The organism is Aneurinibacillus tyrosinisolvens (genome assembly GCF_001015055.1).
Classification (GTDB): domain Bacteria; phylum Bacillota; class Bacilli; order Aneurinibacillales; family Aneurinibacillaceae; genus Aneurinibacillus_A; species Aneurinibacillus_A tyrosinisolvens.
The window spans coordinates 115,089-137,506 of the sequence record NZ_BBWZ01000010.1 but is presented as its reverse complement, the minus strand read 5'-3'; the positions used below and the strand labels follow the sequence as shown (position 1 = coordinate 137,506).

General features: G+C 37.0%; 25 protein-coding genes and 2 pseudogenes. 11 read left to right on the top strand and 16 right to left on the bottom strand.

Translation table 11 applies throughout. The features are described 5' to 3' along the window. The first annotated feature begins 3 nt into the window (after positions 1-3). Both MBEAL2_RS11900 and MBEAL2_RS11895 read left to right on the top strand, forming a co-directional pair. Entirely contained in the window at positions 4-219 is a 216-nt protein-coding gene (locus MBEAL2_RS11900; protein WP_047152511.1) for a hypothetical protein, read from the top strand. Beyond that, the gene (locus MBEAL2_RS11895) at positions 212-484 is read left to right on the top strand and encodes a hypothetical protein (protein WP_047152510.1); all 273 of its coding nucleotides are present in this window, start codon (positions 212-214) and stop codon (positions 482-484) included. Before MBEAL2_RS11900 ends, MBEAL2_RS11895 begins: the two co-directional genes overlap by 8 nt. 383 nt (positions 485-867) lie before the next feature. Here the strand turns inward: MBEAL2_RS11895 and MBEAL2_RS11890 are convergent. The 3 genes and pseudogenes from MBEAL2_RS11890 to MBEAL2_RS32835 form a co-directional block, all read right to left on the bottom strand. Beyond that, a pseudogene (locus MBEAL2_RS11890) lies at positions 868-1,449 on the bottom strand (MFS transporter); the annotation flags it as partial. Between the two features lie 87 nt (positions 1,450-1,536). Beyond that, positions 1,537-2,577: an NAD(P)-dependent alcohol dehydrogenase gene (locus MBEAL2_RS11885; protein ID WP_047152509.1), complete on the bottom strand. Its 1,041-nt coding sequence runs from the start codon at positions 2,575-2,577 to the stop codon at positions 1,537-1,539. 143 nt (positions 2,578-2,720) lie between these two features. Next, positions 2,721-3,242, bottom strand: a complete 522-nt coding sequence (locus MBEAL2_RS32835) for an alpha/beta hydrolase (RefSeq protein WP_236692790.1) — start codon at positions 3,240-3,242, stop codon at positions 2,721-2,723. A gap of 187 nt (positions 3,243-3,429) precedes the next feature. Here MBEAL2_RS32835 and MBEAL2_RS11875 point away from each other — a divergent pair, with 187 nt between their 5' ends. The 3 genes and pseudogenes from MBEAL2_RS11875 to MBEAL2_RS11865 all read left to right on the top strand — a co-directional run bounded on the left by MBEAL2_RS11875 (position 3,430) and on the right by MBEAL2_RS11865 (position 5,872). Beyond that, on the top strand, positions 3,430-3,975 hold the full coding sequence (locus MBEAL2_RS11875) for a TetR-like C-terminal domain-containing protein (RefSeq protein ID WP_047152508.1): 546 nt from the start codon (positions 3,430-3,432) through the stop codon (positions 3,973-3,975). A gap of 3 nt (positions 3,976-3,978) precedes the next feature. Continuing rightward, a pseudogene (locus MBEAL2_RS30180) lies at positions 3,979-4,193 on the top strand (IS110 family transposase); the annotation flags it as partial. 1,277 nt (positions 4,194-5,470) lie between these two features. Further along, the gene (locus MBEAL2_RS11865) at positions 5,471-5,872 is read left to right on the top strand and encodes a VOC family protein (RefSeq protein WP_047152506.1); all 402 of its coding nucleotides are present in this window, start codon (positions 5,471-5,473) and stop codon (positions 5,870-5,872) included. Positions 5,873-6,486: 614 nt separating this feature from the next. Here the strand turns inward: MBEAL2_RS11865 and MBEAL2_RS11860 are convergent. Genes MBEAL2_RS11860 through MBEAL2_RS11850 form a run of 3 tightly spaced genes read right to left on the bottom strand, consistent with a single transcriptional unit; the run spans position 6,487 to position 8,106 of the window. Beyond that, the gene (locus MBEAL2_RS11860; protein ID WP_047152505.1) at positions 6,487-7,098 is read right to left on the bottom strand and encodes an FMN-binding negative transcriptional regulator; all 612 of its coding nucleotides are present in this window, start codon (positions 7,096-7,098) and stop codon (positions 6,487-6,489) included. Positions 7,099-7,103: 5 nt separating this feature from the next. Then, entirely contained in the window at positions 7,104-7,628 is a 525-nt protein-coding gene (paiA, locus tag MBEAL2_RS11855) for a spermidine/spermine N(1)-acetyltransferase (RefSeq protein WP_047152504.1), read from the bottom strand. 25 nt (positions 7,629-7,653) lie between these two features. Beyond that, positions 7,654-8,106 carry a MarR family winged helix-turn-helix transcriptional regulator gene (locus tag MBEAL2_RS11850; protein ID WP_047152503.1) on the bottom strand — a complete coding sequence of 151 codons (453 nt, stop codon included), beginning with the start codon at positions 8,104-8,106 and terminating at the stop codon, positions 7,654-7,656. Between the two features lie 343 nt (positions 8,107-8,449). Between MBEAL2_RS11850 and MBEAL2_RS11845 the strand changes: the two genes are divergently transcribed. Beyond that, the gene (locus MBEAL2_RS11845) at positions 8,450-8,947 is read left to right on the top strand and encodes a hypothetical protein (RefSeq protein WP_047152502.1); all 498 of its coding nucleotides are present in this window, start codon (positions 8,450-8,452) and stop codon (positions 8,945-8,947) included. Positions 8,948-9,076: 129 nt separating this feature from the next. Here the strand turns inward: MBEAL2_RS11845 and MBEAL2_RS11840 are convergent, their stop codons facing one another. Further along, positions 9,077-9,571, bottom strand: coding sequence for a DinB family protein (locus tag MBEAL2_RS11840; RefSeq protein ID WP_047152501.1), 495 nt, complete (start codon positions 9,569-9,571; stop codon positions 9,077-9,079). Positions 9,572-9,714: 143 nt separating this feature from the next. Continuing rightward, complete coding sequence (locus MBEAL2_RS11835; RefSeq protein WP_047152500.1) at positions 9,715-10,074, bottom strand: PH domain-containing protein; 360 nt, start codon at positions 10,072-10,074, stop codon at positions 9,715-9,717. Positions 10,075-10,205: 131 nt separating this feature from the next. Between MBEAL2_RS11835 and MBEAL2_RS33980 the strand changes: the two genes are divergently transcribed. Further along, on the top strand, positions 10,206-10,373 hold the full coding sequence (locus MBEAL2_RS33980; RefSeq protein ID WP_369405499.1) for a 3D domain-containing protein: 168 nt from the start codon (positions 10,206-10,208) through the stop codon (positions 10,371-10,373). A 270-nt stretch (positions 10,374-10,643) separates the two neighbouring features. Here MBEAL2_RS33980 and MBEAL2_RS11830 read toward each other — a convergent pair whose 3' ends face one another. The 4 genes from MBEAL2_RS11830 to MBEAL2_RS11815 form a co-directional block, all read right to left on the bottom strand. After that, positions 10,644-11,006, bottom strand: a complete 363-nt coding sequence (locus tag MBEAL2_RS11830; RefSeq protein ID WP_047152499.1) for a hypothetical protein — start codon at positions 11,004-11,006, stop codon at positions 10,644-10,646. Between the two features lie 220 nt (positions 11,007-11,226). Next, positions 11,227-11,445 carry a helix-turn-helix domain-containing protein gene (locus tag MBEAL2_RS11825; protein WP_004434885.1) on the bottom strand — a complete coding sequence of 73 codons (219 nt, stop codon included), beginning with the start codon at positions 11,443-11,445 and terminating at the stop codon, positions 11,227-11,229. Positions 11,446-11,455: 10 nt separating this feature from the next. Then, positions 11,456-11,938, bottom strand: coding sequence for a DUF2975 domain-containing protein (locus tag MBEAL2_RS11820; RefSeq protein WP_047152498.1), 483 nt, complete (start codon positions 11,936-11,938; stop codon positions 11,456-11,458). Between the two features lie 270 nt (positions 11,939-12,208). Beyond that, complete coding sequence (locus tag MBEAL2_RS11815) at positions 12,209-12,514, bottom strand: hypothetical protein (RefSeq protein ID WP_047152497.1); 306 nt, start codon at positions 12,512-12,514, stop codon at positions 12,209-12,211. A gap of 311 nt (positions 12,515-12,825) precedes the next feature. Here MBEAL2_RS11815 and MBEAL2_RS11810 point away from each other — a divergent pair, with 311 nt between their 5' ends. Beyond that, positions 12,826-13,620: a Cof-type HAD-IIB family hydrolase gene (locus MBEAL2_RS11810; RefSeq protein ID WP_236692784.1), complete on the top strand. Its 795-nt coding sequence runs from the start codon at positions 12,826-12,828 to the stop codon at positions 13,618-13,620. Between the two features lie 166 nt (positions 13,621-13,786). Next, positions 13,787-14,548: a YybI family spore inner coat protein gene (locus MBEAL2_RS11805; protein ID WP_500778846.1), complete on the top strand. Its 762-nt coding sequence runs from the start codon at positions 13,787-13,789 to the stop codon at positions 14,546-14,548. 1,506 nt (positions 14,549-16,054) lie between these two features. Here MBEAL2_RS11805 and MBEAL2_RS11795 read toward each other — a convergent pair. The 4 genes from MBEAL2_RS11795 to MBEAL2_RS11780 form a co-directional block, all read right to left on the bottom strand. Beyond that, a complete protein-coding gene (locus MBEAL2_RS11795) occupies positions 16,055-16,675 on the bottom strand; it encodes a recombinase family protein (protein ID WP_047152495.1) in 621 nt (206 codons plus the stop codon). Between the two features lie 936 nt (positions 16,676-17,611). After that, positions 17,612-17,851 (bottom strand): hypothetical protein, encoded by a 240-nt coding sequence (locus tag MBEAL2_RS11785; protein ID WP_047152493.1) that lies wholly within the window; start codon positions 17,849-17,851, stop codon positions 17,612-17,614. A 376-nt stretch (positions 17,852-18,227) separates the two neighbouring features. Then, entirely contained in the window at positions 18,228-18,413 is a 186-nt protein-coding gene (locus MBEAL2_RS33975) for a DUF4145 domain-containing protein (RefSeq protein ID WP_369405498.1), read from the bottom strand. Between the two features lie 67 nt (positions 18,414-18,480). Then, positions 18,481-20,058 carry an RNA-directed DNA polymerase gene (locus MBEAL2_RS11780; protein ID WP_047152492.1) on the bottom strand — a complete coding sequence of 526 codons (1,578 nt, stop codon included), beginning with the start codon at positions 20,056-20,058 and terminating at the stop codon, positions 18,481-18,483. A gap of 937 nt (positions 20,059-20,995) precedes the next feature. Here MBEAL2_RS11780 and MBEAL2_RS11775 point away from each other — a divergent pair. Together MBEAL2_RS11775 and MBEAL2_RS33610 are read left to right on the top strand one after the other, a co-directional pair. Next, positions 20,996-21,610 (top strand): 3D domain-containing protein, encoded by a 615-nt coding sequence (locus MBEAL2_RS11775; protein WP_047152491.1) that lies wholly within the window; start codon positions 20,996-20,998, stop codon positions 21,608-21,610. 118 nt (positions 21,611-21,728) lie between these two features. Further along, positions 21,729-21,860: a hypothetical protein gene (locus tag MBEAL2_RS33610; RefSeq protein WP_269082471.1), complete on the top strand. Its 132-nt coding sequence runs from the start codon at positions 21,729-21,731 to the stop codon at positions 21,858-21,860. Positions 21,861-22,418: the final 558 nt, after the last annotated feature.

The following is a 22,418-nucleotide window of genomic DNA, read 5'->3' as shown; positions in this document are numbered from 1 at the left end:
GATATGAGTTTAGAATATGAAAAGAAACTTCAAGAGTGTATAAAAGGATTTATGGAATTTTTAGCGATCCACGGTGTCCAATTGGATGAGCGTGATTATGTACTTTTAAAGGATATGATTAGGTTTACTTTTTCTGAGGGTTATAATTTAGCACGTAAAGAAGAAGCAGAAAAGAAGCTTCGTGAGATTGAAAACGAATTTGATGGAGTAGGTGATTAATATAAAGGTTCATGTAAAACGTGACCAAAATGGCGAATATGAAAAGGGAAAAATCGAATTAGAATTTTCTTCTGAACTAACACTATTAAAAATGGCATTAGATAGAGTAATTCAAAAAGAAATGGATTCTATAAAGCAAATGAATGATTTTGATTTCCCTCCAGATGACAAGACATTAGTTTTGATTTGGAAGACACTTGAAGAGTTTGAATCTGCTTATGAGGGATTAAATCATACGAATGAAATTGACTGGGATGGAAAATAATCCACTCACCAAAAACGATTAAGCCTTGCCTATACGATAAGGTTTTTTGTTGTTAAAAAGCATCGTTTTTCATTACTCTTTTTTAATATAATTTAAATTTCGTTCAGCTACATAGACGAATAAAACCATCCCGTAAAGTTGGGTGGCTTTATTCGTGTATATTAGGTTGATTTCGTTAAGAATGTTATTGCACTAACGATTCCCGTCGTACAATAAGCAATTTGCTTGGGATATCTTAAACTGAATATTAAATTGCATAAAGGTGAAATTTCGGTGTAAAAAAAGACATTTTACACTATTGTAAATGCGTATAAAGCTCTTTCAAATTGATTCCAAATGAATACATTCTCATCCGTGGTTTCGAGATGAGGAATTTGTATGTTACCGAAGTATTGACACCTCTCAATAGGCATAGATGGTACAAAAATCAATGTAGCAATGAATACAATAGAGTTAACAACAGCAAAGAATGCCATCGCCATTTCATACGAAACGGCACTATCAATAAAACTTGCGATCGGTACGCCGGCTACCATACCAGCAGATACTCCTATAAATACTTTAGAAACAGCTTTTGGAGCTTCTTCTTTACTTACTGAGGAAGCTGCTACTGTAAATGCCAAAGAACAATAAATTGGATGAAAAAAGGCTGGAATTATACGAGCAATTAATAGAATGGTAAAGTTAGATGTAAATATGGATACAATGTTTCCTAAAATGAAAACTCCTAATACAAGTAACATGACCTTCTTACGATTTATCCCGGAAAACAATAACGGCATCGTTGGTCCAGATACAGCAATAGTAAGAGCAAAAAGACTCACCAGCCATCCTGCTTTTGATATGCTGACATTAAAGTGACCAGCAATGGAAGGCAATAACCCAATAACCCCCATTTCGGTATTTAAGATGCCAAAGACTCCTATGGTTAATATAAATATAAGCAAGTTGTTTTGTTTAGCCAAAAAATATACCTCCAAAACTATTGAAAATACCAAAAAAAATGCCCTTATGCTGATTTTATCTGAGTCTTAATTCCACTTTTAAGCAACTTACATTGTGCTGATGTCAATCACGAATCGATACTTCACATCTGAAGCTAATACACGTTCGTAAGCTTCGTCGATTTGGTCTGCCGAAATCACTTCGATTTTAGGAGTAATGTTATGTTTTGCACAGAACTCTAACATCTCCTGAGTCTCACGGATGCCGCCAATCATTGAACCTGCAAATGAACGGCGATGACCGATGAGAGACATCACGTTTAGTGACAATGGTTCTCCAGGAGCGCCAACGTTAACTAAGGTGCCGTCAAGAGTGAGTAGTGAGAAATAAGAATCCATGTCAATCTTTGCACTTACCGTGTTAATAATTAAGTCAAAGGTTCCGGCAAGTTTCTTGAATGTTTCTGGATCGCTTGTGGCATAGTAGTTGTCTGCGCCGAATTGCAAGCCATCGTCCTTTTTCTTCAATGATTGTGAAAGAACAGTGACCTCGGCACCCATTGCGTGTGCAATTTTGACAGCCATATGACCAAGACCACCCATACCAACAACCGCTACTTTTTTACCTGGACCAGCTCCCCAACGATTTAGCGGCGAATATGTCGTAATACCTGCGCAAAGTAATGGAGCTGCGACATCAAGCCCGATGTTATCAGGAATTCTCACTACGAAGTCCTCAGTTACGACAATGTGGGTAGAATAGCCACCTTGTGTAGGCTCGCCGTATTTGTCAACGCCAGCGTAGGTAGGAATCATTCCATTTAAGCAGTATTGTTCTTCTCCTTTACGACAGTTCTCACATTCGCCACAGGAGTCAACCATACATCCGACCCCTACCCGGTCACCGACCTTATACTTTGTGACCTCTGCTCCTACATCCGTGATAATTCCTGCAATCTCGTGTCCAGGTACGAGTGGATAGTTCACGGGACCCCATTCGCCGTGAGCAGTGTGGATGTCAGAATGGCAAATGCCTGCATATTTAATTTCAATCAGAATATCATGCGAATCAAGATCGCGTCTTTTAATTTCAGCCGCTCGAAACGGTTTGTTTGGACCATCAACAGCTCGTGCTTTAGCAGTAATCATTAATAAAACCTCCAATAATCTAAAATCGTTGTAAGTCTTCTTGTGAGAAGAAGTGTCCGCCAATGAAACGAGAATTGTCGTTTAAAATTCTAACTCTAATGAGCGTTACCCTTAAGATGATTTCTTTTACTTTGAAACGATTGTTACTTCAAATTCTCGGTAAAGAATGCTTCCAACTTGTCGAATGGAATCAAATCCGTCTTATCATACAAATCAACGTGTCCTGCATTTGGAACGATGTACAGCTCTTTGGGTTCTGCCGCCAATTCGTAAGCATCTTCACTAAAGTATCGTGAGTGAGCGTGCTCGCCCATGATGAACAAAATTGGTCGCGGCGAAATCGATTTAATGTGCGTAAGCAGAGAGAAGTTCATAAATGACATGCTGCTTGTCACAGTAAATTGAGTAATTGAATTTGGGTGGTACCCGCGAGGTGTAGAATAGAACTCGCCAAACTCACGACCGATAGGGTCTGTATTATTGTCAAATCCAATAGGTGCTCCTCGATCGGTAAGCGCTGGCGGGTTGCCCTCAAAATCCGCATAGCGTTGTTCGGCAACTGCATCGAGTATTCTGTTGCGTTCTTCTTCGGTCAACGAGTCCTTAAAACCGTTGCGTGCCACACGGGACATCTTATCGCTTAACTCAAAAATATAGTTTGACATATTAAAAAACATCCTTTCATATTAAATGAAATTTACAATTGATGTTTTCTTGACATCTGTCAATAATTTATAATATAACTATAAACAAAACAAGGCATAGAAATCGTTAATTTAATCAGTTTTGTTGTTTATACAACAAATCAATAAAAATTGTCGACTTTCTTATAAAAGATAAGGTGTTAATAACATGGCAAAAGTAGATAGAAGAATTGTTAGAACTCAGGAAGCAATAAAAAAAGCATTTCTTGAATTGATGTCAGAAAAAAATTTCGATAGCATTACCGTTCAGGATATTTCTGACAGGGCAAATATTAACCGTGCAACTGTTTATCTTCATTACTTGGATAAATTTGATGTGTTGGATAAGATCATAGAAGAACATATCAATAACATGGTTAACCTTTGTGAGTCGGAAGCTGAAATGGATTGGATTGAATCGACAGTACACTGCATGGAATATCTTGAAAGTAATTATTTATTTTTTTCGACGATGTTGGCGAGTGAAGGAGCACGATATTTTCGTAGTCGGTTCCTTAAATTCAATATCGAAGAGTTCAAAAAAGACGTGGATATAACAAAAGGCAAAAATTTTGGTCAAAGCGAAGATGTAGTTGTCGAATTTGTTGCAAATGCTTACGTAGGTGTAGTGGAATGGTGGCTAAAAAATGGCATGCCTTATCCACCGCAGGAAATGGCAGAAAAAGTGGGAGATTTATTAGAGAGGATTGTATAACTCTATTGGCTTAGCCTGGCTCGCTGGCTCCAGGACAAAGGAATCGAAGCAGTTCTTGTAAATCCCCATCTCGTCAAAAAGAATAAGGAAAACCGTGACAACACGCCATCCAAAAGCGACCGCAAGGATGCTCTTGTCATCGCCGACATGATCAAAAACCGCACTACTCGCCTGCACGGTTTAAACCGGAGGCTTACGAAGAGCTGCGGATCCTCATGAAGAAGCTCAAGAAAATGAAATCCATTATGAAGTTATGCGGTAAAGTAGCTCGAATGCTTGTTGGCCTAGCCAAGACCAGCGAAGCTTACGATTCGGCTAAAGTATTTTCTCAAGCAGCTTAAGAACGTTATTTCATCGGCTGATGCATTCGCAGGATGGACAAGAAGCACGGGGTATCGGGAGAAATTAAGCAAAAGGGCTCGGACCCGTTCCGTTAGAAAAACCGACCTCCACCCCTTAGTTAGATGTGACGAAGGAATGAAAGGGCTTAGACCCGTTGAGACATGGGAGCGAAAATCGCTAGGGGCGACATGGAGACGTGCAGCATATGGAACAAATTGGGTGATTGACTTCTCACCTTTATTCCTGCACGCCCTTTCAGTTGTTCCAAGCTACTGGCTCCTCCGCCTCCTTCTTTATCTAATCTGAACTAAGGATGAAATCCTGCGAATTCATGAGTCTGAGTGAGAAAACTAAATCATATCGAGGGAGTTCAATTGTGGGGTCTTACTTATTACTTAGAACTGAAGTTGTCTGGACCCGTCTCATGCTTAAATGCGATTACTTTCTGCGTATAATTGAGATCTAATTTTCTGTTTATACCAAATGCTCCTGGATATTTGACGGTTACATGTATGTTGTAGGAAGATAACCAGCTTATTGAGAAATGAACAAATTTAAAAGGGAGAACGGAAGAGTCCGAATGTAATTGGTAAAGGGCTTCTTTTTCGACTAACTTCGATTAGTTTAAGCCATTTATTTAATATCTTTATTAGCTTTTCTGCTCCCGGCTTATTAATAACGGTTACCCCATAGTAATTTAACCCTTTGTGACTTTCTTTTGTTTCGGGGTTATATGAAGGTAACTAGTTCAAAAAGTCCGTCATGTATTGAATAACTTCATCTGATACTACAGACTTCTCAGCCCATGTATACCGATTAGTTCTGTACCATTCGTATACGGAAACATCTGAAGAGCAGCTTAAGGCTCTTACCGAAAGCAAAATCTGGCAAGGACTTCCGGCCGTTAAGAACGGCAATGTTTCCGCTGGATTACAAAATGCACTTCTACTTTGATGCGAAATCCATTCTTGGCCAGATCGATACCTTGACGGAGACGATGCTGGAGCAGACAAGTAAATAAGTTTACTAAGGAAACCGCAGGATGCATGACAGGAATGTCATACCTTGCGGTTTCTTTTATAAGATTCGCTTCTGCTGCCAGAAGTAGAGTATAGTAGGAGTAGTTGAAAATATATTCCAGGAGGCTACAGCCATGTCACAGAAGATTTGGATTAACCTGCCGGTCAAAGATGTTGAGAGGTCAACTGCCTTTTTCAATGAGATTGGATTCCATGCGGTGAGCGTTGGTAACGAGAGAGCCAAGCTTGCCATAGGCCAAACAACGATTCTGCTGTTCCCGGATGCGGCGTTTGAGAAATTTACAGGTTCAAAAACCGCAGATACTTCCCATAGCGCAGAAGTAATATTTTCCATTGGCGCTGAAAGCAGAGAAGAAGTAGATGCCTTTATTCAAAAAGTAGAGTTTGCCGGAGGAAGCATCTTTGGCAAGCCGAGTGAAATTGACGGCTGGATGTACGGCGCAGGATTTGCCGACCTGGACGGTCACCGCTGGAACCTGCTGTACATGGATGAGAGCAAAATGCCGAAACGCTAATATGGAAACGCCGGTCACCTGCTTAAGGTCACCGGCGTTTTTTTACACCCCGTATAATCTCATATCTGTCATTCAAATCAAAATCGTTGCTTAGAAGGAAAAATTCGTGGGTTAAACTAATACAAATCACCTGGGTTAGCCCGTGTTAATTTATTGGTCTTACATAAACTATATTAACACATATTGGAACTAACCTGCCCGTTAGCCACCCATGCAGCGCAAGCGCTGCACCACAGATTATGAAAATTTGAATTTTGTGTTATTTTGTGTTCATACTGATAGTACGGCTGGGAGAGGAAGGTCGATGAGCTATGGTGCCATAGAGCCCAACCGTTAGTCTGACTCCAGCGACCACGGTGCATCACAGACTGTCGCGCCCTATATGGGTAGCACTTCATGGGAGATTAACCCTATTTTGGTTGTTGCACCAGCCTAGCCTTTTTCTATACCTATATTGGAAGGGAGTTACTTCTAAGTAGCATGTAATTACATATCGAAGTATCACCAAGAGGCTCAGCCTTTTTTTAAAAAGCATTTTAGCTGGGTCTATTTTTGTATTGCCTTTTTTAGATTTTGAGCAAGATAAATTTTCATGGTAGCTTAATAACAAAACGTTATTTTTTTAGGTTTGCTTTCATTAGAGAGGCTATCTTTTGTTCATCCTCACTTGAAATCCGTTCCAGTTGATTGATGACAAGTTCTTGTCGGTCTACTGGATGGTTTTGACTTAACTTCGCTTTGCCCTCTATCTTGTTTATTTTAATTCTAAATCCTTGAACACCTTTGTTCATTCCGGCAATAAAGTCAGCGTCTACATCTTGCAATCTATATGGGCTATCAGTTGCTTCATACTTCAATACCATCTCATGTAAGGAATCCATTAACTCTTGCTCAACATGAATAAGTTCAGCTTCTCCGTATACATGAACAGTCACATAATTCCATGTTGGCACTGCTTTATTCGTCTCGTACCATGAGGGAGAGATATAGCAATGAGGACCATGAAAAACCGCTAAGACCACTTGATTACTAATATCTTTCCACTGAGGATTCGGACGAGCAAGATGACCATATAAGTATTGGTTCTCCTTGTCCAAAATTAAAGGTAAATGAGTAGCAAAGGGCATTCCATTATGTTGTGAAAAAAGGGTCGCAAAACTATGTTCTTTTATAATTTCGTAAGCGATTTTTTCATCTTCGATTTGAAAATGCGAAGGAATATACATAGGTATCACCTCTCGGATATGGAATAGGTCATGATAAAATCCATTTGTTCTTCATCACCCATATAAAAAGAGTGGGCTCCAGTTTGAACAAACCCCATTTTCTTATAAAAAGCAATAGCATTTTCATTTTTTTCCCATACGCCTAACCAGATTTTCTTTTTATTACGTTCCATCGCAATTTCCATAGCTTTATTTAGCAGATATTTACCAAGCCCCTGTTTTTGAAATTTGTTCTTTATATAAATCCTCTCGATTTCAAGTGATTCATCACCCATTTCTTCAGACTGAGCATCATTGGAATTGACCCTTAAATATCCAGCGACTTCATTATTGAAATAAACAAAAAAGAATTGCGAAGAAATATTGGATAATTCTTTTTCTAATTGTGTTAAGTTAAATGCCCTTTCCAAATAGGCATTCATATTTTCGGGTGAATTCTGATGCTTAAATGTCTCATTAAATGTTTCATAACTAATTTCTTGAAGTTTGCGTGAATCTTCAAGGGTACACTTTTTTATATTTATAGCCATTTAAATATGTCGCTCCTTTATATAATCAATAATTTCTCTTGTTTCCCTTTTTTACAAATTCCCAGTCTTTTTCTACATTTTTTCTTACTCTTTGAAGAAGATTGAAAATGGTTTCTACTTCTCTTTCGGAAAATCCCTCTAATGCAACGATATTGGAATAATCATTTTCTCTTTTTATAAAAGGATAAACATTTTTCCCTTTCTCTGTTGGAAAGAGTTTTTTAATTTTTTTATTATGTTTATCTTCTTTCTTTTCAATAAAGCCATTAATTTCAAGTTTTTTTATTGCACGAGATGTGGTTGTTCGGTCTACTTTAATCATTTCAGCTAACTTTTCTTGAATTATTCCTGGGTTTTCACATATTCGGACAAGGTACAAATACTGCCCTTTTGTAAGGTCATATTCTTTAAATTCTATATTGCTTATAGAATCTAATGCCCTGGCAATCATTCCAATTTCACGTAGGATTTCCTTCATATATGCAACTCCATCAATTTCTTTTACTAACCAATACTTTTAAAAAATATTATAATATTTTTTTGTTGCATTTACAACAAAAAAATAAAAAAGCCTTTCTTAACAGAAAGATTTTGTTACCCTTACTCAACTATCCTGCCCGATAGTTGAACAAATAAAAAACGACTGCCGAAACAGCCGTAATTCACTATTGATTCCCTTTAGCCTAACAAATAAAATTTGTTGTCCTGTCTAAGATAGTATCCAACTCCAAATAATTTTCTACTGACATATTTCTGAAACATTTCAAGTGTATCCTAATAAATGCTTCAAGCTCTATTGAAAATAATAAGGAGGAACAAATATGAAAAATGTAAAAAAGAAAGTAATAGGAGCCTCATTAGGTGCGGTATTTGCTCTTGCGTCAATTAGTCCAGTATTTGCGGCAGATATATCTACTGCGGCAGCTACCCAAGCAACTACTCAACAAAAAGTACAACATCTAGATAAAATCAAAGACAGAGCTTCTAAACTTAAAATTGATACATCTAACATGACAACTGCTAAACAAATTAAACAAGCCATTCATAAACAAGTAAAGGAAAAGCATCAGGCAAAAAAACAAAAGCGTGTTGAACGCTTGAATAAACTAGCGGCTAAACTACACATTGATACGACAGGTAAAACGCCTCAACAAATTAAACAAGCTATTCACACTGCAACCAAAGCAAAACGTGAGGCTAAACTTCAAAAAATTGCCCAAAAGAAAGGGATTACGGTTGAGCAATTAAAAGCACAACAACAGGCTAAACACCAAGCAAAACAAGCCCAACAGTCTACAACAAATACAACACAAAATTAATATCCTTTTATGCAAAAAACAGCTGTTAAGTATAGCAGCTGTTTTTTGCATAAGTCAGATTATAGATTATAAATAGTTGAATCCATGTCTTATTCAACTAACGATTCCCGTTAGTTAGGTAAAGAAGGGTCAATTAACTCCATTTTTAGAATCCCATGCCCCTTGTGTTTTTCTTAATTCCACGATTTGTCCGATATGATATGCATTATGAATATTTAGATTAGCAATAACTGACGACCATGGTGCATTAGATTCTTTATATGCAGAACGATGAAATTTTTCTTCATCACATTGTTTTATTGCATCAGTCCAATCAGACATTACTCTATATAACTGTAATACTACGGATTGCCATTCAGTATTTTCGTTTGGATTCGTACTGCCAAATGTAGTATTATTGTTAACTTCTTCTTTGGAAAGTGGAATACTCTTGAAGAGGTTCAAATACCGTTCATTCCAAAAAATAAGATGGTTTACTATTTGCCAGATGGAATTGCTATCCCCTGTTTTCCAAGCAGCTTGTTCTGCTGAGAGTCCATCTATTGCAACGTTAAGGGGTACAAACCAGTTTTTTTGCTCATGACAAGCAACCATTTGTTCTAATAATACAGCTTTCAGGTTCATTCCAATGCCTCCCTTAAATAAATGGTTATTCCTAACAATTTCTTTAAATAGCCTTTCAATTCCTTTATTTCACTTTACTGCTCGTTAGTTGAACAAAAAAGAAACCACTATTCTAAATCGGAAAGAGTGGTTTCTTTTTTGTCTTATGCTAGCTGTGGGCAACGCTTCAATATTGCTTGTTTAATTTGTTTTGGAGTACCAATTTGGACTACCACTTTATCATAATCATATCCTTCTAGATCAAGAACAACGACTTGACTTGCATCATTATAGGATAAAAAGTATTTCTGTCCTTTGTATATGAATCGCCCTGCTTTATAGCCGTTTGGTATGGAAGTTCCAAATAATCGTAAAGCATTCCAATGCAATTTGAAGTTTCCAGCTTGTACATTTTTTATAGAACTGTATGGAATCTTCAGTTCATGTTTCAACCCAGCAAGAGCAGTTAGTCCTGAAAACCTAATAACCAACTCATCATTTCCAAATATAACGTGTCGACTCATAGTGTGGTTCCCCCCATTGACTTTATTATACTAAAATGATTAGACGATAAATTTATGAAATGGTTGCAATACCGCGATCTTATCTTTTTATTCCACAAATCTGCCCGATAGTTCAATAAAATTGGACCTTTATTATCTATATATCAGAGATTGCAGATGATATCGGTGGAGCAGTTGATGGAAGAGAAATCGACGTTTTCTTCGTAAAACAGGCGGATACACTGGATTGGGGACATAAACCCATCCATAAGGATCTGGATATAAAGGTCTTATTAAAACGAAAATATTTAATCATATGATAAAAAATAATCACATCAATAAATTAAACTTATTGAAAGAGATATCCATAGTACATATCATTAGCCCTTTACATGGATAAGTTGTCGTAATAATTTCCTCCTATGTAAAAGAGCCACCTAAAACATAGGGTGGCTCTTTTACATAATTGTTGCTATCAGACATTAGTACACTAATGATTCCCGTTAGCCAGCCATGCCGCAGGGGCGGCACCACAGAATATGCAAGAAAAATCCGTTCTTCCATGGGAGTTCAATCTTAAAACAACCATTTTATTCAACGAGCAGTTTCTCTTCTTGTTCGTCCCACATCGCGAACAAAGATTGCAACTCAGCCCCTGTATAGGCACCAACCACCCTCACATGCCGATGTACCAGTTGCACTCCAACAATAACCGAGACAAACTCGTCCTCTGCTCGCAGTTGGGCCACGGTCTCCTTGTCGCCTGTGATAAGGACGAAGCCGTTGAGATCACTGCCATGAGGTTCAAGAGCTACTACCTCAAAGCGGTCGATTTTTCCTTCCTGTTGCAATCGTATACAGTATTGCATTGCATTGTTGAGCGTGGCCTGTGCTGCCTTCTCACGCCCCGCGATGATTTCACCCCAACCAACGATCAGCGAACCCTTTGCCATATTAAACCTCCATTTATATTAATATTACTATCATAGTCAGAAATGGCAGAATGTCAATAAATATTAGAATAATCTGTCCGAAAACTCGACAGACGCATTAAATATTGGTAAAAAATGTGATTCATTTATCCTGCTCGTTAATGTAGCGAAAGCGATGGATCGGTTCAATCCCTTCGTTCACTAGCGATTCCCGTTAGTTAAATAAATTTGTTGTCTGTTTTTATTGAGTGTCTTCATCGCTTTTGTACTCCAAAATATCGCCTGGCTGACAATCCAAAGTCTTACATATCGCTTCTAATGTTGAAAAACGAACCGCTTTTGCTTTTCCATTTTTCAGAATGGAAAGATTCGCCATAGTAATTCCAACCCTCTCCGAAAGCTCTGTTACGCTCATTTTTCGTTTTGCTAACATCACATCAATATTAATAATAATTGCCATATCCTCCACCTCAGACCGTCAAATCATTTTCTGATTTTATATTAATAGCTTCTTGTAAAAGTCTTTGGAGAACAGCAGCAAAAACGGCGATCACCATAGAGGCGAAAATAATGACCAATCCGATTGGTATGATACCTGGAGGGTCAACTCTTTCCGCCATGAGATAGTAGAGCGGCATACCTAGCAGGTACAAGGTACTGATCGTGATGGCACAGTATTTTATATTCTTTAAAGCCTTTACCGATAATTCCGAGAACGCTTGGTTCTTATCAATATAGCTTAAAAGTTTAAAAGCTTGATACAGAGCAAAGTAAAAAGGTATTGCTGCCGCGTACATATCGATTAAAACGAGAGATTTCATATAAGCAATATCTGGATACAATTCTCCAGCAAAATTCCCGATCTTAGGCACCAAAAATATGCACAATACAAGAACTGGGATTCCTATAAAAATAACAGCTAGCTTTAAAAAGAGTGTCGTAACTTGTTTCATAAAAAGCACCTCACGATTTAATGATAAAATGAATTTAACACATAATTTATCGTTTTACAATAAACTCATATCGTTTTTAATTATATTATTATTGTTGTTATTATATTCTTTTAATTTTGACAAAAATAAAGAGCATTTCTCATTACAAAGAAATGCTCTTACTTTAAAATGTTAAATTTACAACTTGTTCAACAAAACTGCCCGTTAGCGCAGCATGTTGCATATATAACCAATTTAACGTAATAAAAACCCGCGAGTTTCGCAGGTTCATCATTTAAGGGCCAGGAAGTCTGGAGTTCCCGAGAATAACTCTAACTCCTTAGCTACTGCACTTCTCATCTTTTCTCCACATTTCTCGCTACAAATGGCAAATATTCCATCTTGTCCACTTTTCTTCGCTTCAGAGTCATTACCTACAACAATTAATGGTACGCTCGTTTTTCTTGATGCTAAATAGAGTGAGATAATTTTTCCGTCTTTTTCATTGAAATCTACACCTTTGGCAAATTTAACACTTAATCCAAAACAGGGTTTGTCTTCTCCAATTTTTTTCATGCACCATGCACAGTGCAGCATTAGTAACACCTCGTTTTTTTATTAGGTAATGCTTTTTGTGAAGCTTTCAATTTATGGAAATAGGTTAAACAATAAAAAGCATATCTATATCCCGACATGGTTTCTATAATTGAGATTATCATACGTAAATAGTTAAATCCATGTTTGTCCAACTAACGATTCCCGTTAGCCAGCCATGCCGCAGGGGCGGCACCACAGATGATGCAAGAAAACTTCGTTCTTACATGGGAGCGTAATAAATAAATAACAGGTAAATTACATTTAAGTTTATAATATTAAAAAATTATCCTTAAAAATAGGAGGGATTATCCTTGTTCACAACTATAAAAGATACATATAAAATCGTATTTTTTGATATTGACGGAACATTGGTCAATAAAGAAGGAAGAATTCCAATGAGTACAAAAGAATCCATCAAAAAGTTAAAAGAGTCAAATATTGAAGTCGTGATTGCATCTGGAAGAGGACCGTCTCAATTGAGTCACATTTCTAAGGAACTTGAAATTGATTCTTTTGTAAGTCTAACTGGTTCTTATGCCGTCTATAAAGGCGAAATCATTTATAACCAACCACTGCCAACATCAACAGTGAAACAATTAATTGAATTTGCTTCACAAAATGATGACCCAATCGTTTATCTTGGAAGCGAAGGTGTGTATGTTAGTCATATTGAACATCCTCATGTTCACGAAACATTTGTGAATTGGTTAAGGCTGGACTATCCTATGTACCTTCAACCTACTTCAGTGGAGATTCCTATCTATCAATTTTTGCTCTATTGTCCACAGGATAGAGAAAAAATGTACGAAGAACAGTTTTCAGATTTACATTTTATCCGTTGGCATCCACTTTCATCTGAAATTACTTCACATGGGGGGTCAAAAGCCAAGGGCATTGAAGCGATGTTAAACTATCTGGATATTTCCCCTGATGAGGCTGTCGCATTTGGTGATGCTTTAAATGATAGAGAAATGTTATCTTTTGTTGGAATGGGAATAGCGATGAGAAATGCACATGATGCCGTTAAGCCTTATGCCAAATTTACAACCAAACACATTGATGATGATGGTATTTATTATGGACTAAAGAAAATAGGGCTTATTTAACCTTCTTCTTTATTGCTCCTTATTTCACTCTCCTCCCGTTAGTGGAATAAACAACGATATTCACTGAGGAATCTTCATGTTCTTCATAGGCATTAACACAATCGTATAGTTATTGACCTACATAATGTATACACAGATTTTTAATTACAGACAGGGGATGTTTCATTTGTATAGACAAACTCATGGGCATATGAATCAAAACAACGCTCATTCGAGAAGCATTGCCTTGCTTGATATGAAGCGAGGGGACGTAAATGGGGACGGAATCATAGATAACGTGTATTTATACGGAAATAAACCCGAAGGAACAGGAATCTTTGCAGATAACATTACACTTGTTATTCAAGATGGACATTCTAACCAAAGTACGACGGTAAACCTCCAAAATAATGCGGGATACAATGCTAGGCTATTCCTTGGAGATTTTTCTAAGGATAACGTACAAGACATTTTAGTAAGTATTGATTCGGGAGGAAGCGGTGGATATGGTATATTTTATATCTATTCCTTCAAGAATAACATTCTGCGCCAAATGTTTGATGTTGAAAGATACAATAAAGAGTATAAATTCATTGTGAATTATCAGGACTTTTATAAAGTGAGTGTAGCAAATGCTCCACTTGACGTGCTTTTCACCATCGATATTAGTTACAAAGGCTATGATTATGTTTCACAGTATTACTCTGAGAATGGTAAACTAAAACAACCAATCAAGGGCGAGGTCCTTGCTCTAAGTGCATTATTTCCTATTGTAACAAACGAAAAAAGAATGAGTTACGATTTACTTGCCTTGCAACGTATTATTGGTACTTCTAATTCGGATACACTAGGGTATGTCGAAAATCTTTTAATATGGGACGGTACGGGGTTTGTATCATCAAGACTGACCGTTGCCATACTTGGTACGAAGTTAGTTAGCCTTTACTAATATTTCTGAGATGAGATAAAATTCCTGCTACTAATTTATCCGCCTTATCCGCCTTATCCGTCTAATTCATTCCTTCATACAATGTTACAGACCACATTGAAAAGGAGTGAAATCATATGAGACAACAATATGGACCTCCTACTTCTCCGCCCCCTCACTACATTCCACAAAAACCCTATAATTCCTATATCGTTGACTGTATGTATCGATACACTTATGTATGGCTCAAAAATGGGAGGAGTTTTTGGTTTTATCCTACAAGCGTACAGTATGGCGCAGTTACAGGTTATAGATGGAACGGGCGTTTCTGGACGTTCTATGGGTTTGATCCAAGATATATTGACCAAGTTTCATGCCCACCAATTCCTACTCCTTACTAAATATTAAAGAGCTTTGTGAAAAGAATGAGAATCACAAGGCTCTTTATCTGATTAATCATGGATGGAGCAAACTCCTTTAATGGCAAACCGAGATGAACTTGCTAAGATAGATAAAAACTAGGAATTACCTACTTTTATTTGCTTCTCCACATTATTCAAGAAACCTGCCCGATAGTTGAACAAATAAAAAACGACTGCCGTAACAGCCGTATTGTGCTAACGATTCCCGTTAGTGAAGTAACTCGTTTACAAAATAAAAAAGAGGATGAATCTATGGTTCATCCTTTCATATAACACCCGACGTAATACCAAGAAGGGAAACGTTTGAATAAAACGTGATTTTCTACTTTATGTTCTTTTTTTCTATTTTGTGTATGTCCTTTAATCGAGAGGTAATTTGTCCATTTTTTGATTAACCGTGCATCTGAGGATTTCGGAATGTAGAGCCTCTCCTTTCCTAATAAGTGAGGCACCCTTACGGGTGCCTTTTTTATGCTGTGAAAAGGTGGGTGAGTGAGGAAATGTGGGGACGGATATTCGTGCGATAAATATTACCTACAATGCACAACCACAGTCTGACCTACACGGAGGTTAACAATACGAGTTGAATTAACTCGGACTCGTCCACACTTAACGAAAATTGTATTGTTTGGGCCCCTGTTAATCACCAAAGCTTCGCCACGTGCGAGGTTAATTCTGATGCGGCTCCCTGTTGGAGTACCACGTGTAAACCTACGGGTCTGACCCGGTACAAGTTGTACTGCACTGACCATAAATCATCACCCCCTTTTTATTTGCTTACACAATATATGCAGGGAGTATTATTGATGTATAAACACTTATCCCAATTATAATAAAATGTATCTTTGTCCTGTTTGTAGGAAATATCAGGCTGATAATTCCTATTGGTTCTTTAAAACCATCGATAATTTTATACAGTACCAATAGGGTAGAGCTTATTGGTACATTTTATAGACAACGGTAAAATACGGCTTCCAAGTACCCTCTTTACATGTATTAATTTGTTAAACTATTCTGCCCAATAGTTCAATAAAACCGCACCTTTATTACCTATCCTATATCGCTTTTCTACAACCTAAGTTATCAGAGACAACAAAGCAGCCCATCATGATTGACCGGCTGCTTTTTCTTTTTCGTATTCCTTCACAAGTTTATAGAACGTGGTCTTTTTCACGCCAGCTTGCTGCATGGCAGCCACTGCCGTTATCTCTCCAGCTTTCCACTGGGCATAGGCTTCTATAAATTCCTTTGTTAGTTTTGCGTTGGGCCTACCAAATTTCACTCCGTTATCCAAAGCTACATCGATACCCTCACGCTGCCTTTTGCGAATCCGTTCCCTCTCTTCCTGCGCCATCCAAGAAAGAATCTGCAGTACCAGGTCCGCAATAAATGTCCCTAAACTGTCTTTAAACTGGGTCGTATCAAGCAGCGGCATATCCAAAACAACAATATCTGCCTTTATGCTTTTCGTGATATCGTTCCACTCCTGCAGGATTTCCTCTTTATTCCTTCCAAAGCGATCGAGTGAATGGATATACAAGATATCACCTGGACGCATCATTCGTTTCAGAAGTTGATACTGTTCCCTTTGAAAATCCTTTCCACTCTGTTTGTCGATGAAAAAATCCCGTTCATGAATCCCCGCTTCTTTCATCGCTTCCAGTTGCCTGCCTTCATTTTGATCCTTGCTGCTTACCCGTATGTATCCGAATTTTCTGCTTTCCATGCACTTCTCCCTCTATTTGTCGCTTCTTTATCTTTATTATAGCCAAAAACGTTCGCAAAAGTATATAGAAAACCAAGAACGTTCATAAATTAATTTTACATGTTTACAAACGTTAAAATCTAGCAATTTATAGGGAGAGGTGAACCGTTCATAAAAGTGTACTTTTACGGACAGATATGTTATCGGACATTCATTTTGTATAAAATATATAACGTTTGATAATTACATTTTTTCTGATAATTGATTGCTGGCTTGCTATGAAAAGGGATTTATCGTGTTATAATAAAATAACGTTCCAAAGTAAAGAAGAGAGACACTCTCTTTCTCTAACTTAATAGTAGATATCTGCTTAATTAGGGCTACCTATTCTTTCGATAGCGAAACAGACCTGTTTCTTGTCCGCTAACGGACAGAAAGGGACTTCGAATGCAGATATTTGGCACTAACACTTGCATCAACTGTGGGGAAAAATTCGACTGGACAGGCAATCGTGATAACGACATTGATGAGGATATGCACAAACTAATTCGAACGAATGACAACTTAGCCTTTGCAAGGTTTACTCTTGCTTCGGAAAATAAGTACGAGGTAACTTCCAAATGTTCTCATTGCGGAAGTAATAACAAATTCACATATGCTTATGAGATAGCCACCTATTAAATAGGTGGTTTTTTACTTGTCCTTGTACTCTCAAATATGTTATCGGACATTGACTTTGTATAGAATATACAACCATTATAACTGGACATACTAAAGGAAAGTTTTTACGTCTTAGATTAAGGAAGTGAATTTAGCCCTTGGAAAATTTGATTGATACAATATTATATGTAATGGTTGGAGGTGCTTGGGCAGGCATTACGATTTTAGTTTGGTTAGGTTTAAAGGAGAAAAGGAAAGAAGGTAAACAAGAGTAGTACGAAATATAAAAAAAGACACCTAAATGACGGTGTCTCTTTCGATAAATTCTTTCCAGTTTCGAGGTTCCAATTTAATATCTTTTAAGTGGTTTTCAATCAATTCACTTATCAAATGAACCGCTTTCCACTCCGCTTCATTTTCACTGTATAAATCAATTTGATTTTCCATTTCTCTACGTATTTTCCTAATGTCTCCTAAATCGTAACCTAATTTATTCAAAGCGAGGATGGTGTAAGACACAGCCTGTTTGTTGGTCATTCCTTCTATCCCCTTAAATAGTCTTTTTTTCACACATTTCAAATTCCCTGTACATTGTCCTATACCACCAACTAAGCAAGCTGAAACGAGTAAATTATTACTATTTGATACTCTTAAAACTGAAGATAACTGATAGTATGAACAAATAAAAAACGGTAACAAAAATACATTTGTTTTCTTACCTGTATTTTTATAAACAAAAAAGCCACTCCGGAGAGGGGCGCAAATAACAACCAGTTATTTATATCGTTTATAAAAGTAATAACTTATAGCCCAGCAATTTATTCATTAGCACTAATTACAGCAGTAGTATCTGTTTTTATTCGAATTGTTTCCTGAACCTTTGCCAAATTTTTAGGTATATTATAAACATAATCTAGAGCGTCTGTGTAAACTCCATCATTGACGATACCATTTCATTTGAGAACTCAGTATCTTCAGGATGAGCCGCAGTATTTCCTAAGTTCCGTATAATGTCAGCTATACCGTCTAGAATTGGTGGTAATATTCCATTATCGGAAAGATTAGATAAATTATATACTAATTTTGTACGTTTCCCTATAATATATAATAATTTTTATGTGTAATTAACTAGATATAACCTATTAATCAAATTTTATCCATTAATATTAAAACCTGTTTTGCAATGCCCACTTTGTAACTACTTTGTCTAAGGAATCAAGTCCTGGTAGAGATCTGTACCAGTGTTCAGCCTGGTCTCCAGGTAAACAACTTGCTGCAGCTAGAAAAGCTCTTCTCATCCATGGATTCATTTGTGATATAGACCTTCTCTTACTTCGAAACCAAAAGGCTTGACGAGATCTACCTAAAGCTAAGATTAGCTTTCTTTGTGAATATTCATCATAGGGTTCGTTAAATAACACAGCAAATTTTTCCTCATTATTCCATTGGTTATCCTGGGTAAATGTATTAAGTATCCACATTTTATTGTAATCCAAGTGACCAATAAGTGAATCATTAAGAAGTTCTAAAAGTTGCTCACCAATCCTATGTTTTGTTTGAGTATTAGCATTTACACTCTGAAAATATTTCATCACATCTTTAAATACGGGATATAACTTGTCTATATTTTCAATTAGTAAATCTACACTAACCGGGTTTCCAATTTGCGTAAGTCTCTTAAGTATGAAACGGACCAGGGTAATATCAATATCATTGGATTCATTAGAATCCTCAATATGCTGCTGTAAGATTTCCTCTAAGTTCATCCTATCAATTTCTGCCTGCGTTTCTTCATCTAAATCAGAGTATTCAATTTCCTCATAAGGGTTAGAAAGTCCAAGTGTTTCAATAATGTCATGAAATTGTTCTTGCAAGCTCTCAAACTCTCTTTTATCTTCAGTATTTAGGACTACCGTCCTGAAATCATTCATTTTTAATACTCTGGTTTTATGCTGTTGAAGAGTTAATCCATGATTTTCGAACAGTAAATTTGCTAATATGGTTAAAGCTTGTAATGCTTCCCTTTCACTTTTGCAAAAAATTCTAAAATCATCAACGAATCTACAATGCTTTATTCCCTCCGCATAGAGACCTCTATCAACATCATCAAGCACTAGCTCAGCTAAAAGGCGAGCTCCAGACTGACCAACTGGGATCCCATACGAAACACTGCCGTTTAGTTGGCCTAAACACCTTCTAATGGACTTAACATGACTCACTTTCGTTGTAGCACTTGCCAAAGCTTGTTCCAATGGATGGGAATAAATTCGAGGGAAAAAGTCTGCAATATCAGCGACAAGGACATATTCATACTCCTCACTATTTGCCAAATGCTCACAATAATCCTGAAAAGCTTTCCAATTATAATCAGGATCATACAATCGTCCACTGCTATCATCAGGGGCAAATCTACTTGAAAAGGATATATTCTTAGTCATGTCCATTCTTGCTCTTTCCAAATCAGCTCCTACTTCATAGACTAAAGCAGTAAAAATGATTGAGTCAATTGGATCTAATTGAGTTGAAATCCTAAATCCATATTTATGTTTGGGTGTCAGCATTCTACGAAAAGACCTAAGTTCCCACTCCAACATGTTTATTTCTCTTATAAAAGGTCTGATATCAGTTTCCCAAAATTGACGAATAGCCTGAAATTCAAAAGGCACTGGGAATATATCTGTGTCTCCAAATTTCTCAATATGGATTAAAGCTTTATCAAGTGAACTCTCCTGTAATTTCAGCATATAACCTTCCCCCAAATACCTCTCACAAAAATCTTGAGATAATTATTGTCTTTAAATAATGGAATTAATTCCATAATATTCGTAAAAATAGTATCATACTGATTTACAGGTGTAAATTGCTTTGAAAATTATATAGTCAGGGTCCCCTTTTCTAGTTTCTAACTGATTTCATAGTATTTTTTAGAAAAAGAAATTTAAATCATTAAACAAGTAAAACCAGTCATTCGTGGAAAAGGGAAGCTATCTTTCCAGTAAAATGTATTTTCCCCTCAGTTCTTCAATAATAAGAAGGCTAGAATCCAGCCCTATTTGACCAAATTCCAGCTTCTTTATATTTTTAGGTTACCATAATCGTTCTTATCAGACGTTCATAAATAAAATGCAATCAATTCCCATTGAACAAGAAAGAGCCGTAACGTCACCCCTGGCGTTACGGCTCTTTCTTGTTCTTGTACATCCAATTTGTACAACGGTAAACTACCAAGGATGATTAATCCTTACTAGTTGATTAAAAGATTCGGTAGACACTGCTGTTTTATGTCCTGCGTCCAACAACCCCCATAAGATTTAACAGATAGATAAAAAACTGGTCACATTTTTAAAGTAAGCTACTACATGGAAGTATCAATGAGACGCCCCATTGATACTTTATGTATATGCCGACTGGACCTCTTAATGTAAAGCAGCCGTCTGCATTTTGTAGGCGGCTACTTTATATCAACAAAGTTACCCGATACAGCATAAAAAATCTCCTGAGGAAGAACAATTCGGCAGCCATAACTTATATGTTGTTTCGGGTGGGTAATCCGATCCTACAGATGAAAAAATAAGGATGAAGAGTCGGTAAAAAAGTTTTAATTTTTATCTAGGATGTGTTTTATTTCATCTCTATCCGAGTAAGACATCCTTTTGAAAAGAATGAAACGGGAGGGGTTTTATGAGAAAAAAGGGTAAGGTAGGAGTCGCATCTTCGATTATTTCTATGGTGGCAGGTGTTTCACTCTTGTCCCCTACGATCGCAGAAGCCCATTTTGGCAACCAATTGTTACATGAAGGGATACGAAACCAAGATGTAAAGGAACTGCAAGAACAATTACACACCAAAGGATACTTTCCTCTGGATACACCCACGGGCTACTATGGCCCCATTACCAAAAAAGCAGTAAAACACTATCAAAAAGATTATGACCTGCATGTCGATGGAATTGTTGGTTCTCATACATTTAGGGTGTTACATAAAGATACCCAGAAAGCAAAACCTGGTAAGAAGATAAAAGTACTGAGCACAGCGTATACTGCTTACTGTGAGGGCTGCATTGGGATCACAAAAAAGGGAACCAACTTAAGAAAACATCCAGAAAAGAAGGTTATTGCCGTTGATCCAAAGGTGATTCCATTAGGCTCCATGGTATACGTAGAAGGGTACGGAACCGCGATTGCCGATGATATTGGTGGAGCCATTGATGGAAGAGAAATTGATGTTTTCTTCGCAAAAGAATCAGATGCGCTGGAGTGGGGACGTAAACCGATACATATTAAAGTACTCGATTAACATACAGGCTTCACGAATTACCCTACGTTTACAATTAGCGGAGACAAAATCATGAAAATAAAGAAAAAGTTTAAGCTGTAAAGTTAGTAATATGCTAATTTGAAGGAGGACATCACGTATGGGAAGCACCAATCCCAATGTGTGGAATGGCAATATAAAAGAGGATAGAAAAAGTTCTTTTAAAAAAACTGTATATCTTACGTTATCCGAACGAGCTTTTTCACATGGTGCTATTGTTGTTATGAGATAGATAAAGGGGTATACCATACGATAAATACCTGGTTTTATGAACAGGGTATCACCAATAGGGTTTTTCGCCGTATTCATATGGTAGCGTTCCTGCATTTTCTAAATAATATCGGACTAGAATCTGCTCTCGATATAAGTACCTACTTGGCAAGAAGAAGACTTATAAAGAAGCTTCACCAATTTTTAGAAGATGAGGAGAAGGAAGATTGCCTAATATAAATTAATATTTATTAAAGAAGAAGGATCCTATTATTTTTCCCATGACTTAATATAGTTGATAAACAGAACAAAAAAACTACTGAAACAACATTACCAAAACGTACCTTTTTATACAATCCTATATTTTGAGTTTCAAAAAAGGAAATAAGAATAAACGATGGGCATTGTCTCTCAGGTATAATAGGGTGTTTGTAGTGATTTTATTGGACGTTCCTTGATATCAATAATGAAGTTTCAGGGCCATCCCCTTAAATAAACCTCAATAAATTTTCTCGCTTTTTCGATGCCGATAAAAGAAACATGTTCATCTATGGTGTTTGTCCTATCTTTTGGTAGGGCG

Excerpts from the sequence above, each read along its gene's own strand:
- MBEAL2_RS11845 (WP_047152502.1), top strand. The coding sequence starts at position 8,450 with ATGAAAAATGTAAAAAAGAAAGTAATAGGAGCCTCATTAGGTGCGGTA.
- MBEAL2_RS11860 (WP_047152505.1), bottom strand. The coding sequence starts at position 7,098 with ATGTATATTCCTTCGCATTTTCAAATCGAAGATGAAAAAATCGCTTAC.
- MBEAL2_RS11780 (WP_047152492.1), bottom strand. The coding sequence starts at position 20,058 with ATGCTGAAATTACAGGAGAGTTCACTTGATAAAGCTTTAATCCATATT.
- MBEAL2_RS11865 (WP_047152506.1), top strand. The coding sequence starts at position 5,471 with ATGTCACAGAAGATTTGGATTAACCTGCCGGTCAAAGATGTTGAGAGG.
- MBEAL2_RS11885 (WP_047152509.1), bottom strand. The coding sequence starts at position 2,577 with ATGATTACTGCTAAAGCACGAGCTGTTGATGGTCCAAACAAACCGTTT.
- MBEAL2_RS33610 (WP_269082471.1), top strand. The coding sequence starts at position 21,729 with ATGGGAAGCACCAATCCCAATGTGTGGAATGGCAATATAAAAGAGGAT.
- MBEAL2_RS11820 (WP_047152498.1), bottom strand. The coding sequence starts at position 11,938 with ATGAAACAAGTTACGACACTCTTTTTAAAGCTAGCTGTTATTTTTATA.
- MBEAL2_RS11785 (WP_047152493.1), bottom strand. The coding sequence starts at position 17,851 with ATGACCAACAAACAGGCTGTGTCTTACACCATCCTCGCTTTGAATAAA.
- MBEAL2_RS11850 (WP_047152503.1), bottom strand. The coding sequence starts at position 8,106 with ATGAAGGAAATCCTACGTGAAATTGGAATGATTGCCAGGGCATTAGAT.
- MBEAL2_RS11775 (WP_047152491.1), top strand. The coding sequence starts at position 20,996 with ATGAGAAAAAAGGGTAAGGTAGGAGTCGCATCTTCGATTATTTCTATG.
- paiA (WP_047152504.1), bottom strand. The coding sequence starts at position 7,628 with ATGGCTATAAATATAAAAAAGTGTACCCTTGAAGATTCACGCAAACTT.
- MBEAL2_RS11835 (WP_047152500.1), bottom strand. The coding sequence starts at position 10,074 with ATGAGTCGACACGTTATATTTGGAAATGATGAGTTGGTTATTAGGTTT.
- MBEAL2_RS11875 (WP_047152508.1), top strand. The coding sequence starts at position 3,430 with ATGGCAAAAGTAGATAGAAGAATTGTTAGAACTCAGGAAGCAATAAAA.
- MBEAL2_RS32835 (WP_236692790.1), bottom strand. The coding sequence starts at position 3,242 with ATGTCAAACTATATTTTTGAGTTAAGCGATAAGATGTCCCGTGTGGCA.
- MBEAL2_RS11815 (WP_047152497.1), bottom strand. The coding sequence starts at position 12,514 with ATGCTGCACTGTGCATGGTGCATGAAAAAAATTGGAGAAGACAAACCC.
- MBEAL2_RS11830 (WP_047152499.1), bottom strand. The coding sequence starts at position 11,006 with ATGGCAAAGGGTTCGCTGATCGTTGGTTGGGGTGAAATCATCGCGGGG.
- MBEAL2_RS11795 (WP_047152495.1), bottom strand. The coding sequence starts at position 16,675 with ATGGAAAGCAGAAAATTCGGATACATACGGGTAAGCAGCAAGGATCAA.
- MBEAL2_RS11840 (WP_047152501.1), bottom strand. The coding sequence starts at position 9,571 with ATGAACCTGAAAGCTGTATTATTAGAACAAATGGTTGCTTGTCATGAG.
- MBEAL2_RS11825 (WP_004434885.1), bottom strand. The coding sequence starts at position 11,445 with ATGGCAATTATTATTAATATTGATGTGATGTTAGCAAAACGAAAAATG.
- MBEAL2_RS11900 (WP_047152511.1), top strand. The coding sequence starts at position 4 with ATGAGTTTAGAATATGAAAAGAAACTTCAAGAGTGTATAAAAGGATTT.